The sequence below is a fragment of the Streptomyces antnestii genome, assembly GCF_004005495.1.
Classification (GTDB): domain Bacteria; phylum Actinomycetota; class Actinomycetes; order Streptomycetales; family Streptomycetaceae; genus Streptomyces; species Streptomyces antnestii.
Genome location: NZ_RZYA01000004.1, coordinates 196,592 through 213,110 on the forward strand (window position 1 = coordinate 196,592; position 16,519 = coordinate 213,110).

The window sequence follows — 16,519 nt, forward strand, 5'->3', positions numbered from 1 at the left end:
CGACGGGGCAGCGGCGAAGCCGCATGCCCCAGGGGCGCGGGGCTGTGTCGACATGCGGCTCCGCCGCGTGGGCGCGACCAGCCACGACGAAACCCGCACCCGCCGACCGCGACACCCCTAACGGCACACCCGCACCAACGCCTCCCGCTCCTGACCCGGAGGGATCCGTATGAACTTCGCCGACCGTGACCCCGCCCTGCGGCCCCTCCTCGACCGTGTCCTGTCCGCCGACGACCGCGCCCGCGTCGAGCCGCTGCTCGCCGAGCTCGGTGAGCTGGCCGCCGGCGAGCTCGACCGGCAGGCCGCCCTCGCCGACGCCAACCCGCCGCAGCTCGTGCAGTACGCCCCCGACGGCACCCGGATCGACGAGATCGCCTTCCACCCGGCCCACGACAGGGCCGCCGCGATCGCCTACGAGCGCTTCGGCCTCGCCGCGATGTCGCACCGCCCCGGCGTCCACGGCTGGCCCACCAAGGTCCCGCACACCGTCAAGTACGCCCTGTCCTACCTGTACGTGCAGTCCGAGTTCGGCATGGCCTGCCCCCTGTCGATGACGGACTCCGCCGCCCGCATTCTGCGCCTGTTCGACCCCGAGCGGTACGCCGCCGAGATCGCCGCGCTGTCCTCCACCGACCCCGAAATCCGGGCCACCGGCGCGATGTTCATGACGGAGAAGCAAGGCGGCACCGACGTCGGCCGCACGGAGACCGTCGCCACCGACCAGGGCACCCACTGGACTCTTACCGGCAAGAAGTGGTTCGCGTCGAACCCCTCCGCCGACGTCGTCCTCACCCTCGCCCGCGTCCCCGGCCAGGGCGACGGCACGCGCGGCCTAGGCATGTTCCTGGTCCCGCGCCTGCGCCCCGACGGCACCCGCAACGCGATCCGCATCGACCGGCTCAAGGACAAACTCGGCTCGAAGTCCATCGCCAGCGGTGAGGTGACGCTCGACGAGGCGTACGCGACTCCCGTCGGTCAACTCACCGACGGATTTCGGCAGATGGCCGAGATGGTCAACGTCTCCCGGCTCTCCAACGCCATGCGCGCCACCGCCCTGATGCGCCGCGCCGTCCGCGAGTCCATCGACCACACCCGCGAACGCCACGTCTTCGGCAAGCCGCTCTTCGACCAGCCGCTCATGCGGGCCACGCTGCTGCCGATGATCATCGACGCGGAAGCCGCCCTGCACCTGGTCGTCGAGGCAGCGGCCCGGCTCACCGAGGCCGACGCCGGGGACGCCGCCGCCCGCGAACTCGTCCGCGTCCTCACCCCCCTCGCCAAGCACACCCTGTGCAAGCGCGCCCGTTCCGTCACCGGCGAGGCCATGGAGATCCGCGGCGGCAACGGCTACATCGAGGACTGGGTCAACCCCCGGCTCCTGCGCGACGCCCACCTCGGCTCCATCTGGGAGGGCTCCTCGAACGTCATCGCGCTCGACGTCCTGCGCTGCATGCGCCGCCAGGCCGCCCACCGCACCCTCGCCGACACCTACGGCGACCGCGTCGCCGAGACGCGGGAGCGCTGGGAACGGCTCCGCACGAAGGGCGACGCCCTCCTCGAACTCCCGCCGGAGGAACAGGAGATGAGGATCGGACGCTACGCGGACGAGCTGACGCGCGCCGTCATGGAGACCCTCCTGTACGAACAGGGCGCCCACGAGGCGCGGACCACCGGCAACGGCCGCGCCCTCCTCGTCGCCCGCACCTGCACCGCGCTTCTCGACGACCCGGACACGCCGCCCCGCACCGCCCTGGACCACCTGGCCGAACTGGCCGAGGGTGGACACATCCCGCTCGAAACGGCCGAGGAGCCCGCCGCACATGCCCGAGCCGCACATGCCTGACCAGCACATGCCCGAGCCGCACATGTCTGAGCCTGACCAGTACCTGCCCGAGCCGCACCTGCCCCAGCCCCACCCGCCCGAGCCGCCCCGCCCCGCATCCCCCCTGGCCGGGATGAAGGTCGTGGACCTGTCCAAGATCCTCGCCGGGCCCTACGTCACCATGTCCCTCGCGGACCTGGGTGCCGACGTCATCAAGGTCGAGCACCCCGACGGCGGCGACCCCACCCGCGCCTGGGGCCCGCCCTTCAACGGCCCCGACGCCACCTACTACCTGGCCGCGAACCGCAACAAGCGCTCGGTGACCCTCGACCTCAAGTCCCCCGAGGGGCAGGAGGCCGTCCACCGCATGCTCGCGGACGCGGACGTGATGGTGGAGAACTTCCGCCCCGGCAGCTCCCTCGCCCGCGCCTTCGACTACCGCGAACTCAGCGAGCGTTACCCGCGCCTGGTCCTCCTGCACATCTCCGCGTTCGGCGACACGGGCCCCCTCCGGGACGAGCCCGGCTACGACATGGTCGCCCAGGCGTCGGCCGGCCTGATGTCCCTGACCGGTGAACCCGACGGCCCCCCGGTCAAGGCCGGCTACGCGATGGGCGACCTCGGTGCCGCCCTCTTCGGCCTCATCGGCGTCACCTCCGCCCTCGTCGAACGCGAACGCACCGGCAGGGGCCAGTACGTCACGACCTCGCTCTACGAGTCCCAGCTCGCCCTGCACATCAACTGGGCCACCGGCTACTTCGCCACCGGGGAGCGCCCCACCCGCCTCGGCTCGGGTCACCCGAGCCTCGTCCCGTACCAGGCCTACCCGGCGTCCGACGGGCACTTCGTGATCGCGGTCGGCAACGACGGCCTGTTCCGCCGCCTCGTCGACGCCCTCGGGCACCCGGAGTGGGCGGACGACCCGCGCTTCGCGGCCAACCGCGACCGCGTCACGAACCGGGCGGCCCTCAACGCCAAGCTGGAGTCGGTCCTCGTCGACGAGCCCGTCGCGCACTGGATCGCCCTGCTCAAGCCGCGCGGCGTCCCCGTCGCCGCCATCCGCACCCTCGACGAGGTGTACGACTGCCCGCAGACCGAGGCGCTCGGCATGGTGCAGAAGGTCGACCACCCGGAGGTGGGCCCGCTCCAGCAGGTCGCCTTCCCCGTCACGTTCCGCGGTGAGCGCCCCGCCGTGCGCACCGCACCGCCCACCCTCGGCCTGCACAGCCGGGACATACTCGCCGAACTCGGCTACGACGAAGCCGGGATCGACCGGCTGCTCAACCACCCTCAAGGAGCCTGACCATGGCGTTCGCCGCCCTCGACCCCGTCGACCCGCTGAACCTCGAAGCGCTCTTCACCGACGAGGAGCGTGCCGTGCGCGACACGGTCCGCCAGTACCTCGACGACAAGGTCGAGCCGCACATCGCCGAGTGGTTCGAGAGCGGGGAGCTGCCCGCGCTGCCCGAACTCGCCCGCGAATTCGGCAAGATGGGCCTGCTCGGCATGCACCTGGAGGGCTACGGCTGCGCCGGCATGTCGGCCCGCGCGTACGGCATCGCATGTCGCGAGCTGGAGGCCACCGACTCGGGTCTGCGCTCCTTCGTGTCCGTCCAGGGCTCGCTCGCCATGTTCGCGATCCACCGCTTTGGCTCCGAGGAGCAGAAGCAGGAGTGGCTGCCGCGCATGGCGGCGGGCGAGGCCATCGGCTGCTTCGGCCTGACCGAGCCCGACCACGGCTCCGACCCGTCGTCCATGACGACGCGGGCCCGCCGCGACGGTGACGACTGGGTTCTCGACGGCCGCAAGATGTGGATCACGAACGGCTCGGTCGCGGCCGTCGCCGTCGTCTGGGCGCAGACCGAGGACGGCGTGCGCGGCTTCGTCGTCCCGACCGACACCCCCGGCTTCTCCGCTCCCCTCATCAAGCACAAGATGTCGCTGCGGGCGAGCGTCACCAGCGAGCTGGTCCTGGACGGTGTACGGCTGCCCGCCTCGGCGCAGCTCCCCGAGGCGCGTGGCGTGGGCGCGCCGCTGACCTGCCTGAACGAGGCGCGCTACGGCATCGTGTGGGGCGTCACCGGCGCCGCGCGCTCGGCCTGGCAGGCGGCGCGTGAATACGCCCTCCAGCGCGAGCAGTTCGGCAAGCCGATCGCCGCGTTCCAGCTGACGCAGCAGAAGCTCGTCGACATGGCGCTCGAACTCCACAAGGCGACGCTGACGGCCCTGCACCTGTCCGCGCTCAAGGACTCGCCCGCCGGCGTCCACCCGGCGCAGATCAGCTTCGGCAAGCTGAACAACGTCCGCGAGGCCATCGAGATCTGCCGCACCGCCCGCACGATCCTCGGCGCCAACGGCATCTCCCTGGAGTACCCGGTGATCCGGCACGCCAACAACCTGGAGTCCGTGCTGACGTACGAGGGCACGACCGAGATGCACACGCTGGCCCTCGGCCAGGCGCTCACGGGGCACGCGGCGTTCCGCTAGAAGCCCTTCCATAGGCAGCTCACTCCTGCCAGTATCTGACGACTCGTCAGATACTGGCAGGAGGCCGTTTCCATGGGCAAGGCGTACATAGTCGGCGTCGGAATGACCAAGTTCGAGAAGCCCGAGAGCCGTGACTGGCAGTACTGGGACATGGCGAAGGAGGCCGGCACCAAAGCCCTCGACGACGCGGGGATCTCGTACGAGGACGTGGAGCAGGTACCCGTCGGCTACTGCTTCCAGGCGTCGACGGCGGGCCAACGGGCCACGTACGAACTGGGATTGACGGGCGTCCCCGTCTACAACGTCAACAACAACTGCGCGACCGGATCCAGCGCGCTGATGCTCGCCCGCCAGTTCGTAGAGGGCGGCATCAGCGACTGCGTCCTCGCGCTCGGCTTCGAGAAGATGCAGCGCGGGGCGCTCGGCGGCGGCGCCGACGGCGGTGACTTCAAGACCTCACCGGTCGCCCGGCACTACGGCATCATGGCCGCGAAGCACGGCTTCGAGATGTCCCCGCCCACCGCCCAGATCTTCGGCGACGCGGCCCGCGAGCACATGGAGCAGTACGGCACGACAGCGGCCCAGCTCGCCGCGGTCGGCGCCAAGAACCACCGGCACTCGGTCAACAACCCCTACGCGCAGTTCCAGGACGCGTACACGGTCGACGAGATCCTCGCCGCCAAGACCATCCATGCTCCGCTCACCAAGCTCCAGTGCTCGCCCACCTCGGACGGCGCGGCGGCGGCCGTCGTCGTGTCCGAGCGGTTCGTGGAACGCCACGACCTGGACGACAAGGCCGTCGAGATCGCCGCGCAGGCCATGACGACCGACACGGGGGAGTCCTTCGCGTCCGGCTCCTGCATCGACGTCGTCGGCCAGCCCATGTCACGCGCCGCGGCCGCCCGCGTCTACGAGGCGTCAGGACTCGGCATCGAAGACGTCGACGTCATCGAGCTCCACGACTGCTTCTCCATCAACGAACTCCTCACCTACGAGGCGCTCGGCATGTGCGGACCGGGAGAGTCCGGCAAGCTCATCGAGGACGGCGCCACCACGTACGGCGGACGCTGGGTCGTGAACCCGTCCGGCGGCCTCATCTCCAAGGGGCACCCGCTCGGCGCCACCGGCATCGCCCAAGCCGCCGAACTCACCTGGCAGTTGAGGGGCGAGGCCGGGGCACGGCAGGTCGCGGACGCCCGCGTCGCACTCGCCCACAACATCGGCCTCGGCGGCGCGGCGGTGGTCACCATGCTCCGCCGCTCCTAGCTCCGCCGGTCCTACGCCCGCCTGTCCTGGACCCGCCGGTCCTGGGCGCACCCATCCTGGGCCCGCCGGTCCTAGGTCCGACGGCCCAGGGCCGGTGACCCAGACGGGGTGCGCCGAAATCCTGATGTACGGGACCGTCCCGGGCCTGCGACCATGACACCCATGCTCGAAGCCCCTGCCGACACCGCCATAGCCCGCACGGCCGCGCCGCCCACCTGGCTGGTCGTGGCCGCCGCCTGCGCCGGACAGTTCCTGGTCGTCCTCGACGTCTCCGTCGTCAACGTGGCCCTGCCGTCCATGCGCGCCGACCTGGGACTCTCCGCCACCGGCCTGCAATGGGTCGTCAACGCCTACTCCATCGCGTTCGCCGGGTTCATGCTGCTCGGCGGGCGGGCCGGCGACCTGTTCGGGCGCAAGCGGATGTTCCTCGTGGGCCTCGGCCTCTTCACGCTCGCCTCCCTCGCGGGCGGGCTCGCGCAGGAGGGCTGGCAACTGCTCGCCGCGCGCGCCGTCCAGGGACTCGGCGCCGCCGTCCTCGCGCCGTCGACGCTCACCATCCTGACGTCCGCCGTCCCCGAGGGCCCGGCGCGCGCCCGCGCCATCGCCACCTGGACCGCGGTCGGCGCGGGCGGCGGCGCGGCCGGCGGCCTCGTCGGCGGCGTCCTCACCGAGAGCCTCGGCTGGCGCTGGGTGCTGCTCATCAACGTTCCCCTGGGCGCCCTGGTCCTCGCGGCCGCCGCCCGCTGGATCAGGGAGTCCAGGGCGGGCGGCGAGCGGCGCCTCGACCTGCCGGGCGCGCTGCTCGTCACCGCGGGCACCGCCACCCTCGCGTACGGCGTCGTCCAGACGGAGGCCGAGGGCTGGGGCGCGGCGGCGACGCTTGTGCCCCTCGGCGCCGCCCTCGCCCTGATCGCGGCGTTCCTCGTCGTCGAGGCGCGGACGCGGGTGCCGCTCATGCCGCTAGGCCTGTTCCGGGTCCGTTCGGTCGCCGCGGCCAACGCGACGATGTTCGTGTGCGGCATGGGCAGCTTCGCGATGTGGTTCTTCATGACGCTCTACGCGCAGAACGTCCTCGGCTACACCCCGGTCGAGTCCGGCATCGCCCTCGTGCCCAGCTCGCTCGCCGTCGTCGCCGGATCCAAGATCGCCCCGAGTCTGATGCGGCGCGTCGGCGCGCGCAACGTCGCGATGGCCGGCGTCCTCATCACGGCCGCCGGATTCGCCTGGCAGTCGACGATGACCGCGCACGGCCAGTACGTCACCGCGATCATGCTGCCCGGCATGGCGATGATGGCGGGCGCGGGCCTCGCGATGACGCCGCTCGCCTCGCTCGCCACGTCGGGGGCCGCGCCCGGCGACGCGGGACTCGTGTCCGGGCTCGTCAACACGTCGCGGACGCTGGGCGGTTCGCTCGGCCTCGCGATCCTGTCCACGGTCGCGGCGAGCCGGTCCGCCGGGGGAGCGGGACCGGAGGACCTCACACGCGGCTACGCGGCGGCTTTCCAGTGGGGTACGGGAATCCTGCTGGTGGCGGCGCTGGTACTGCTGACATGGATGCCGCGAACCAGGAAGCTCAGCCTCCGGAAATCCAGCCCCTGGGGGTCCCCCCGGACGGAGTCTGGGGGAGCTTGAGGAGCGGGGTCCGGGGCGGAGCCCCGAGAGGTGGGAGCGCTCAGAGCCACCCCTGCTGCCGAGCCTCCCGCACCGCCTCCATCCGGTTACGCGTCCCCGTCTTGCCGATGGCCGACGAAAGATAGTTCCGCACCGTCGACTCCGACAGGTGCAGCTTGCCCGCGATGTCGGAGACCGTCGCCCCGTCCACGGACGCCTTCAGGACGTCGCACTCGCGGGCCGTCAGCGGGTTCGGGCCAGCGCTCAGCGCCGCCGCGGCGAGGGCCGGATCGATGACCGTCTCGCCGCGCAGCACCCGCCGTACGGCCTCCGCCAGGTCCTCCACCGGACCGTCCTTCACCAGGAAGCCGGCCGCGCCCGCCTCCATCGCCCGGCGCAGATAGCCCGGCCTGCCGAACGTCGTCAGGATCAGAACCCGGCAGTCCGGGCACTCCTCGCGCAGGTCGGCCGCCGCGTCCAGGCCGCTGCGGCCGGGCAGTTCGATGTCGAGCAGCGCCACGTCGGGCCGCGTCTCCAGCGCCCGGGCGACGATCGCGTCCCCCGTCGCGACCTGCGCCACGACCTCGATGTCCTCCTCCAGCCCGAGCAGCAGCGCGAGCGCGCCCCGCATCATGCCCTGATCCTCGGCGAGGAGCACCCGGATGGACTTCGTGGGCCGATGGTCGCGCGGCATCTCGTTCACGGGGAACAGGGTATGGCTGGTGGCCTGTTGGGGCAGCGCGGCGGGTCTCAGCCACCCCACGCAAACCCAGGCCCGGCACCGCTACGTGCGCTGGCACAACGCCAACGCCCGCCACCCCGACGTACTTGCCGCCCATTGCAAGGAACGCGCCCGCATCCGCAGCGAGAAGGACATCCGCTGGGGCGGCCCCCTCAACGCCGCAGCCTGACCGACCGCGAACCGCAGCCCCGGAGTGCCGAAAGGGACAAGTTCACGAGAAGGACAGCGACAGACGGACGACTCAGGAGGCGGACGGCCCGATCTCCCCCGCAAAGACGATGACCTGGTCGATGAGGCTCCGCCGCAGATGGACGACGTCCGTTCCCGCAAGGCGGGGGCCTCCATCCGGCGTGGTGAAGACCCACTGGTACCGGGCCCACTCGTCAGGCATGTCCACCGCTGAGCAGCGCACCATCGTGCCGGTCCCCGCCGGGTGGCGCCGGATGTCCAGCACGAACCGCTCGACCGCCGCGATTCCTTCGCTGCGACCCAACGGCCCCCAGAAGACCACGTCTGAGGTCAGGGCCTGGGAGAGCAGGGCAGTCACATAGCTGTCGTCCGAGGCGTTGAATGCGGAGATGAACGTGTCGATCGCGGAGCGTGCCGTCTCTTCCTGCATGCCCCAGTAATACCAGCCGTTGCGCGTGCGCCCGTCCCGCGAGCCGCCTTTCGATCACGGTGGACCATCCCGGTCACAGCACTAGGCCGTGTATCGAAACAGGGTGTGACTGGTGGCCTGTTGAGGCAGTGCCGCGCAGGTTCGGGGCACACGAAAGCCCCGCTCGGCATGTGGCCGAGCGGGGCTCTGTGCGGGCTGGACTAGCGGGTGCTGATCACGTCATCCCCCCGCCCGTCGGCTCAACGTGCCGAACGAGCGGACGGCGCTTGCGGCCTTCGGCAGGCGCGAGTGCCTGTCGGATGCGGAAGGACCAGGACCCGTCCGGGGACAGTAGGGAACTGCCATCGGCGGTCAGTTCCACCCGCAGCGTGTGCAGAGGGAACCGGTTGGTCTTGCCCGACTTGCGACGGACACGTTCCAAGTCATCCCAAAGTCGGCGCGGTCCGCCTGGTGAACCATGGGCGTGGTCCCGTCTTCGGCGCGTGCCCATGACCCGTCGGCGGCGAGCAGCCAGACGACACGTCGCCCGTCGTCCGGGGACGTTGCCGCGCGGGGGCTGAGGCAGGCGCGGGCCGCAGGGGCCGTCAGTCGCAGGTGGGAGGGGGACTCCACCGCGGCCCGTCCGACCGCACGGACCGAGCTGGGCCGTTGAGGAGATGATGCCGACAGGTACAGATCTGCACCTGGTCCGTCAACGAGAGAAGGGCCCACCTTGTGCTCTGACTTCGACGTCATCGCAACACGGGAACTGGAGGCGACGAGGGAAGGCATCCAGGGCGCTCGTCAAGTAGTCGTGGAGATTGGGAAACCCGTGCCGGACACCGCCTCAGGCGGCGACTGGGCGTGCGAGTACCGCATCAGCGGGCTGACCAAGGAGCACCGGATGCGGGTCTTCGGCGTGGACAGCATCCAAGCGATCCAGAACGCCTGCATCGCGATCGGCGGCGCCCTGCGCGGGGCGCACGACCTCCACGGTTCGCCCTGACCCTCAACGGCGAAGAGAACCTTCTGTTCCCCTGAGGCCGTGCAATCGGAGTGGCCAACGGTCGCGAGGGCAGTGGCGACCTGGACTGCTCATGGAATCAGGTGAGTTCGGCGAGTTGGCTCACGGCTTCGGTGATGGTCGGGCGGTCTTGCGGTGCGTACCGCAGCATCTCGACGACCAGCGGTCCCATCGGGCCGGGCATCGTCACAGCCCGCCGGTTGCCTGCCACGATCGCCGCGCGTTGTGCCGGCCTGGGTGCGTCGTCGGGGTAGATCACCGCGCGTTTGCCGGTCGCCGCCATGAGCAGAGTGGCGCCCAGTCCGTACACGTCGGCCGCCTGTGAGGGGGCGGCGTGTCCTTCGTCGAGGACGGCGGCGGAGATCTCCGGCGCCTCGTAGTGGACCAGGCAGCCCTTGAAGGGGAAGTCGACGGCCTCGGGGACTGGCTTGCCGTGTGCGAGGGCCAGGTCGATGAGGTGGGTGCGGTCGGGGCCGATGAGGAAGTGGGCGGGTTGTACGTCTCCGTGGGCCCATCCGGCCTTGTGCAGGTCGGCCAAAGCGCCGGCGCACTCCATGGCCGTCTGTACGTCCGGTGGGGTGCCGTCGGTGCGGGAGTGCGTCCACAGGTGCTGGAGGTCTGGGCCCTCGTGCCAGGGCTGGATGTTCCAGGTGCCCTTTTCCCAGTAGCCGGATGCCACGTGCTGGGTGTCCAGGTGGGCGAGGACGGCGGCTTCCCGGCCCGGGGCGAATGCTGTCCAGTGCTGGCCGGGCCATTCAGGGGTGGCTGCGACGGGATAGCCGAGCTTGAGGGCGTAGCGGCCGGAACCCGTAACGATGTCCCACACGGTCGAGCCGCGGCGGTCGAGGACGAGGTGGTGGGACTCGATGGAAAGGCTGGTCAGCAAGTCGTGGGGGATGGACGGCGGCACTGAGGGTCCTCTCGCGGGCCGAAGGGGCGCGCCCCCGCCGAGTGGAGAGCGGGCGGGGGCGCCGTGGGCATCGGGGGGTTCAGGCAGCGCCGTACGGGCGGCCGCAGTCCGAGTCGCACTGGGCGAGATTCTCGCCGTCGACCGTCCACCGTGCGTCGAACACGCGGAACCCCGCGACCTTCATCGCGTGGGCGGAGGCTGCCACCAGCTCTGGGTCGCGTGCGCCACCGCCGGGCTTGGGGTTGTGGTGCAGGAAGCGGCCGGCGAACCGGTCGCAGAGCTCGGCGTACTCCTTGGTGTGAAGGATGAGGGCGTGCAGGCCCATGTCCACCTCGTCGGACGGCACCATCGGCACCGTAGCGGTAGCGACTGTCACCAGGAAGGCGACGGCCTGGTCCGCGACCTGTTCGGCGACCTCCCGTTCGACGTGGTCGTGGAGGACGACGAAGTGCGCGAGGCTGTCGAAGAGCTCCTCGCCGGCGATGTCGCGGCCGGTCTTCAGGGCGCTGTCGGTGATGGTCATGCCTTCTCCTCGATCTCCGTGCTGGGTTGGGTTTTCGGTCGGTGGAGTCGGTACAGGGCGTTGAAGGCGCGGGCCGAAGTCGCCAGCGCCCGCAGGTGGTCCACGGCACCGGTGTGCTTCATCCCGTGGACGTCGAGCTGGATGAGGAAGTGGGCGTCGCGGTACAGAGGCCGTGTATGGGTGTTCTCGGGGACGACGCCGCATGAGACGAGGTCGGCGAGCAGCCCACGCAGCCGCATGGCGCGCTCGATCACCGTCCCGCGAGGGGGCAGGGTGAGGCGGATCTGCCGAGCCCACTGCACGTCGGCGTCGACCTGCCTGACGTCGGTCGGATCGTCCTGCTGCTGGTGCGGTCTGCTGGTCGTCACGGCACTCACCTAGGGGTCCCTCGCCTCGTGCGGGATGTCTGGTGCGCGCCCTCCGGGAGCGCGGGGAGAGCCGTTACGGGTGGCAGCTCCCGGAGGGGCGTTGTGTTGCGTCACCCAGTACAGGGCCGGCGGGCGCCAGGGCCCAGGAAAGTTCGGGTGGCGGCTGGACGCGGCTGACCGGAAAGTTTTACCTTCGGGCTTCAGACGCAGGTCACCGCACCGCTACCGTCCAGGGCATGGAGGCCAACCGGGTACTTCTGGATCGGATGGGTGAACTCGACCTGACACAGGACGAGTTAGCCGAGGCGTGCAACGAAGCGATCGAGTCCCTCACCGGTACGCGAGGCTCGATGTCGGCGCGCACCGTCTACAACCTGGTCTACAGAACCCGTTGGCCGCGCACCAAGCAGCGCATGGCGTTGGAGATCGTGTTCGGGTTGCCCGCCGTCGAGTTGGGCTTCACCCCGCGGACGAACACGCCCGTCGAGAGTGAGGACCCTGACGTGCACCGCCGCGCCTTCGGAACCCTGACCGCCTCGTTGGCGATCGGCGCCGCCCTGCCCGCGACGACAGCGGGAGCCACCGTGCACCGCGTCGGCGCGAGCGACGTCACCCGCCTGCATCGCAAGTTCGCGGAGATCGTCGCCAAGGATCACCGCCAAGGCGGACGGGCGAGCATCGAGCATCAAGCGCTCGCTCTGGCCGGCGAAGCACTGGGCCTGGTGCAGACCGGCTCGTCGTCGCAGCGCGTGAAAAGCATGCTGTTCGCCACCGCAGCCTCCTTCACCAGCTCGGCGATGTGGGCCGCGATCGACGGCCGGCGCTTCGACGCAGCGCAACGTCACTTCGACCGGGCCACCGCCCTGGCCGGCATGTCCGGCGACCAGGCCATCCAGTTCCGTATCTGGTCCCACGCCGGATCCATGTACCGCCACCTCGGCCGCCCCGTCGACGCCCTCGCCGCCAACGACGCCGCCCGGCACCTGCGCATCACCCGCACCGACCCGATGTTCGCCGCCCTCGGGCACGCCCGGCAGGCCGCCATCCACGGCGTCGGCCGCGATACGAGAGCGATCGAGCGGTGCATGGACCTGGCCATCGACGCCTACGACCGCGCCGAGCCCGAAGCACCCCGCCCGGTATGGCTCACCGCGTTCTTCGACCGGGCCGAACTCCACTCCCTGGCCACCGCCGCCCACCTCGCGGCACACGACTACGAAGCGGCAGAAGGCCACGCCCACAAGAGCCTCGCCCTCCTGCGCGCCCCGCTGACCCGCTCCCGCGCCATCACCACCACCCGCCTCGCCCGCGCCCAGCTCGGCCAGGGCGACATCGGGCCGGCCGTCCGCACCGCGATGTCCATGCCCGACCCACAGGCCGCGCACCCGCGCGTCCACGGCATGCTGACCACCTTCGGCCAGAACCTGGAACGCATCGCCGCCGGCTCCAGTCACGCCCGCCTGTGGGCCGGCTACGCCCACGACCACCACCTCAAAGGACCCCTGCGATGACCAACGACGTCACCCTGGAACACGCCCACGACATCGACGCCGTGTGGGAGACCCTGATCGACATCTACGCCCAGGTCCGCGCCGAGCAGCTCCACCTCCCGCACTACTCGGTGGAGCGCTACGCCGAACGTCTGGCCCGGCACGGCAAGGAGCCCGGCTGGGAAACCGTGATCGCCCGCGTGGACGGCGTCCCGGTCGGCTACGGCTACTGCAACACCCTCATCCCGGTCGAAGACCGCTGGTGGAAGCGCACCGACCCCGCCCCCGCACCGGAGGTCTTGGCCCGGACGACGGTGGCCATCAAGGAAATGATGGTCCTGGACATCTTCCGGCGCCGAGGTATCGCCCGAGCCTTCCACGACTCCCTCCTCGCCGGCCGCGAAGAAGTGCAGGCAACACTGATGGTGTCCCCGGCCAACCAGGACGGCCGCGTCCAGGCCCTGTACACGAAGTGGGGTTACGAGGTGATCGGCCGTTCCCAGTCGGCCCCGGACGCACCCGCGCTGACGGTCATGATCCGCCCGATCCACCTGTCTGCCTCCTCTGTTGACGCCTAGGGCGACGGCAGGCCGGCCACGTTGTGATCCGGGAGGGCGCTCGGCCCTGGGAACGCGTTAGGGTCTTGATCTTCCCCGGGTGGGGTTGCGGCCCTCCTTGGGCACGCGTGCAGCAGATACCTCGGCTCCGAGTTGCTGTGTCGCAGCCAGACGAACGGGCCCTGCCTGATGGCCAGAAACAGTGGCGGCTGCTGCCGCGTCCTACTTTGAAGGTGTCGAACCCGTAGTGCGGGCAGTCTATTTTCCCTATGATGCTGTGACTCACGCCACAGGAGGGGTTATGGGGCTCGCGCTGGCACTGGTAATCGGGATTGATACCTACAAAGATCGTTGGTCCAAGCTCTCTTGCTGTGCGCATGACGCTGACCAGGTTGCGGCAGTTTTAGAGATGGAGGAATACGGTTTCAGTGTCACGCTTCTTCAGAATGAGCAGGCTACTAAGACAGATATTCTGCGTTGGCTCATTGACGCAAGAAATTCTGGCGCTGAAAGAATTCTGTTCTACTTTTCTGGGCATGGAGCTTCCACGGACCTAGGCCACTATCTTGTGACGTACGACAACCGAGATCTTGATGAGGGGGTGGCGCTTCCCGATATTCTTCGCATCTTGGAGCCCGACGAAGCGCAAGAGTGTCAAGTTTTCGTTCTGCTTGATAGCTGCCACTCTGGTGGTGCAGTGACTGGAGCTGGCGGGTCTGCTCTTCGCGTGACGGAACTAAAGAACTCGGATGTGCTAGAAGTGGTGCACCGAGTGGAATCGTCTTCGGCAGTGGTGGCAGCCTGTACAGCAAATCAAGCAGCTTGGGAAGTGAACAACCTCGGGCACGGAATATTCACGTACTACCTCCTGTATGCACTTACCGGTGCAGCAGCTGACCATACGGGAAATGTGACCGCGCATAGCGTCTATGAGGTGATTTCTCGTGAAATGGCGCAGGGGAATCACGAACACGACCAGTTGCCCGTATTTGGTGGTCGTGTTCACGGAAGGCTTATTATTGGAGATGGCTTCACTCCCGAGCTCGGGCCACCCCCTCCAGAATCGGAGTATGAGCGTTATGAGGGTGAGGCCCAAGGATTTCTGGATTCTTACAACAAATTTAAGTCCGCGTTCGACATTAGTAAATGGCGCACAATTGGCCACTATGACTCTTGCCGGCGACTAGAGCATATTGCGAAATGGTTCGACGAGAAGGATAAGATTCAGGGGCTTTATTCAAGGCTCCGCTATAGGCAAGCCCGTGACACGCTGACGCGCTATCAAACCGAGCTTGGCCTGATTGAGGTTGAAACGAGAATGAAAGAGGGGGTGGTCTCCAAGCAAATCGGCGCCGGCGGTTTTGGGTCTGTTTGGAAGCTGGAGAGTGCGGATGAGGCGGGCAGGGCTTACGCCTATAAGGTCTATCATCCACACGAGCTGCATGATCGAGAGAAGGTGAAGCGTTTTAAGAACGGCTATGATGCGATGCAGCTATTGGCTCACCCGCGAATCGTCAAAGTGCATCGCTACAGCGACTGCCCAACTGGATTCGTGATGGATTATGTGGACGGCAGCAATCTTCGAGAACTGCAGCCGGGAACATTTCTTCACCCCGCAGAAATAGTTGCCATCTTGTTGAAATCTGCAGAGGCAATCGAGCATGCGCATGCACATGGTGTGATTCATCGCGACATCAAGCCCGAAAATATTGTGTGCAATTATAGTGACGATGGGGAATACCTCCCATATCTCACAGACTTTGACCTGGCTTGGTTTAGTACGCAAACGCAGAGGGCGACAAAAAGCGCAATGGGGGTCGTCTACTATGCAGCTCCCGAGCAATACATTTCATTCGATCCAAAGGCTGCCTATAGCAGGGAACCAACGCTGGACGTATTCTCATTCGGCCAGTTGCTCGCATTCTGCTTTGTGAATCGTGACCCCGACCCACTCAATGTGGCGGGAAACGCCGAGAAGCTTGGTGATTCGGTTAAGGGTTCCTGCTCGAACGAGACGTCTTCTAAGCTGATCGGCCTGTACGAGGATTGCGTCCAGTTCAACCCGCGTGAGCGAGTTCAAGGTTTTCCCGAGATAGTAGGCCGTTTGGGGGAAATCTACAATGAACTTCAGCATACTGAGCTAGACGCTCGCATCACCACTGCGCAGTACGCAAAGGAGCTTGCTTTTCAGATCACTCGAAAGGCGCAGAGGCAGGATGAAGCAACCTCTTTTCTCAGCGCTTCGGGGGCCTGGGAAGTTTCGGTTGAGTGGCGAGAAAAGTTGGCTGGCAGGGAGTTCCGCCCTTTGCTGGTCATGCGCCTGGCGCCCACCCGACGTGTGTCGCTGGAGAACGTGTCCAACGATAGAATGAGGCGGATATTGAATAGAAGAGTGGATCAAGCCCTACAGTCGCACAGGAATAAGGCTGCCCGTCATCCAGGGCAACGGGGAGCTTTCGAGGTATTCGTTGAGTGGTTTCCCTCGCGTATGGTTCGGGCGGATGTCCTGGAGCTTGCTGATGTGCTTCGAGGGGTCTTCTCGGCTCTCGAACAGTAGAGCTGCTTCGACAAATAGGTCGGCGGAGCAGCTTTGGGGCGAGTGATCATGGCCCCTTAAGCTTCCAGCGAGTCGGGCAGTCTGTGAGGCTGCCCGGTAGGGCACGACGTTGGAGCCATGATCTTAGAGGCTCGCCCCAAAGTGGCTGCCTAAAGCCGTGGAGCCGATCGCCCCAGCCACGAGGGTGTCTCCCGCTTTATGCCCGTAGCCGCCGAGCGCGCCGCCGGGAGCGGCCAGCTGGGGCGGAGACAGGAGGCGGGGCGCGCCCGCGCTGTGGGCGGGTCTTGATGAAGTAGGGAAAGTTCTATCGCGCGGGCGTCGGCGCTTGCCGTCATGGCTCCCCGGGTCCCGCAGTTGGTGGTGACGTCCAGTGACCGCGAGCGTTGACATCTCATGCGAGACGCCAACTCCTTTGCGGCAACGGTGTTTTCAGGACCGCCGTGACCACTGTGCATCCGGCAGGCCTCCACGCGCCTGAGCATGTGATCATCCGCAATCAAGATCCACTTTCGCAAAAGACCACTAGATCGAATACTGAGCGGCCAACGCGATCCGGCCCGGCCG

14 protein-coding genes and 1 pseudogene are annotated in these 16,519 nt (G+C 68.0%); 10 read left to right on the forward strand and 5 right to left on the reverse strand.

Features of this window, described 5'->3' with window-relative positions:
• Window positions 1-169 precede the first annotated feature (169 nt).
• From EOT10_RS11295 to EOT10_RS11315, 5 genes are all read left to right on the forward strand, one after another.
• Complete coding sequence (locus tag EOT10_RS11295) at window positions 170-1,843, forward strand: acyl-CoA dehydrogenase family protein (RefSeq protein ID WP_127827987.1); 1,674 nt, start codon at window positions 170-172, stop codon at window positions 1,841-1,843.
• Window positions 1,821-3,125: a CaiB/BaiF CoA transferase family protein gene (locus EOT10_RS11300; protein ID WP_223280928.1), complete on the forward strand. Its 1,305-nt coding sequence runs from the start codon at window positions 1,821-1,823 to the stop codon at window positions 3,123-3,125. Before EOT10_RS11295 ends, EOT10_RS11300 begins: the two co-directional genes overlap by 23 nt.
• Before the next feature lie 2 nt (window positions 3,126-3,127).
• Complete coding sequence (locus EOT10_RS11305; protein ID WP_127827988.1) at window positions 3,128-4,309, forward strand: acyl-CoA dehydrogenase family protein; 1,182 nt, start codon at window positions 3,128-3,130, stop codon at window positions 4,307-4,309.
• Window positions 4,310-4,381: 72 nt separating this feature from the next.
• Complete coding sequence (locus EOT10_RS11310) at window positions 4,382-5,575, forward strand: lipid-transfer protein (protein ID WP_127827989.1); 1,194 nt, start codon at window positions 4,382-4,384, stop codon at window positions 5,573-5,575.
• Window positions 5,576-5,728: 153 nt separating this feature from the next.
• Window positions 5,729-7,207, forward strand: a complete 1,479-nt coding sequence (locus EOT10_RS11315) for an MFS transporter (RefSeq protein WP_127827990.1) — start codon at window positions 5,729-5,731, stop codon at window positions 7,205-7,207.
• Window positions 7,208-7,247: 40 nt separating this feature from the next.
• On the opposite strand, the gene EOT10_RS11320 is transcribed toward EOT10_RS11315, so the two are convergent.
• Window positions 7,248-7,880, reverse strand: a complete 633-nt coding sequence (locus EOT10_RS11320) for a response regulator transcription factor (protein ID WP_127828214.1) — start codon at window positions 7,878-7,880, stop codon at window positions 7,248-7,250.
• A 58-nt stretch (window positions 7,881-7,938) separates the two neighbouring features.
• On the opposite strand from EOT10_RS11320, the pseudogene EOT10_RS11325 reads away from it, so the two are divergent.
• Window positions 7,939-8,097: pseudogene (locus tag EOT10_RS11325) on the forward strand (IS630 family transposase); the annotation flags it as partial.
• Window positions 8,098-8,169: 72 nt separating this feature from the next.
• Here EOT10_RS11325 and EOT10_RS11330 read toward each other — a convergent pair.
• Entirely contained in the window at window positions 8,170-8,547 is a 378-nt protein-coding gene (locus EOT10_RS11330; RefSeq protein WP_127827991.1) for a nuclear transport factor 2 family protein, read from the reverse strand.
• 712 nt (window positions 8,548-9,259) lie between these two features.
• Between EOT10_RS11330 and EOT10_RS43090 the strand changes: the two genes are divergently transcribed.
• Complete coding sequence (locus EOT10_RS43090) at window positions 9,260-9,532, forward strand: DUF6968 family protein (protein WP_431313276.1); 273 nt, start codon at window positions 9,260-9,262, stop codon at window positions 9,530-9,532.
• A 97-nt stretch (window positions 9,533-9,629) separates the two neighbouring features.
• On the opposite strand, the gene EOT10_RS11340 is transcribed toward EOT10_RS43090, so the two are convergent.
• The 3 genes from EOT10_RS11340 to EOT10_RS11350 all read right to left on the reverse strand — a co-directional run bounded on the left by EOT10_RS11340 (window position 9,630) and on the right by EOT10_RS11350 (window position 11,351).
• Window positions 9,630-10,436 carry a protein kinase family protein gene (locus tag EOT10_RS11340; RefSeq protein WP_317617337.1) on the reverse strand — a complete coding sequence of 269 codons (807 nt, stop codon included), beginning with the start codon at window positions 10,434-10,436 and terminating at the stop codon, window positions 9,630-9,632.
• A gap of 103 nt (window positions 10,437-10,539) precedes the next feature.
• On the reverse strand, window positions 10,540-10,983 hold the full coding sequence (locus EOT10_RS11345) for a glycine-rich domain-containing protein (RefSeq protein WP_127827993.1): 444 nt from the start codon (window positions 10,981-10,983) through the stop codon (window positions 10,540-10,542).
• Window positions 10,980-11,351 (reverse strand): hypothetical protein, encoded by a 372-nt coding sequence (locus tag EOT10_RS11350; protein ID WP_127827994.1) that lies wholly within the window; start codon window positions 11,349-11,351, stop codon window positions 10,980-10,982. The genes EOT10_RS11345 and EOT10_RS11350 overlap by 4 nt, the downstream gene beginning before the upstream one ends.
• 236 nt (window positions 11,352-11,587) lie before the next feature.
• On the opposite strand from EOT10_RS11350, the gene EOT10_RS11355 reads away from it, so the two are divergent.
• From EOT10_RS11355 to EOT10_RS11365, 3 genes are all read left to right on the forward strand, one after another.
• Complete coding sequence (locus tag EOT10_RS11355) at window positions 11,588-12,862, forward strand: NsdA family TPR-like regulatory protein (RefSeq protein WP_127827995.1); 1,275 nt, start codon at window positions 11,588-11,590, stop codon at window positions 12,860-12,862.
• A complete protein-coding gene (locus EOT10_RS11360) occupies window positions 12,859-13,419 on the forward strand; it encodes a GNAT family N-acetyltransferase (protein ID WP_127827996.1) in 561 nt (186 codons plus the stop codon). Before EOT10_RS11355 ends, EOT10_RS11360 begins: the two co-directional genes overlap by 4 nt.
• Before the next feature lie 280 nt (window positions 13,420-13,699).
• The gene (locus tag EOT10_RS11365; protein ID WP_127827997.1) at window positions 13,700-15,955 is read left to right on the forward strand and encodes a protein kinase domain-containing protein; all 2,256 of its coding nucleotides are present in this window, start codon (window positions 13,700-13,702) and stop codon (window positions 15,953-15,955) included.
• The last annotated feature ends 564 nt before the right edge of the window (window positions 15,956-16,519 follow it).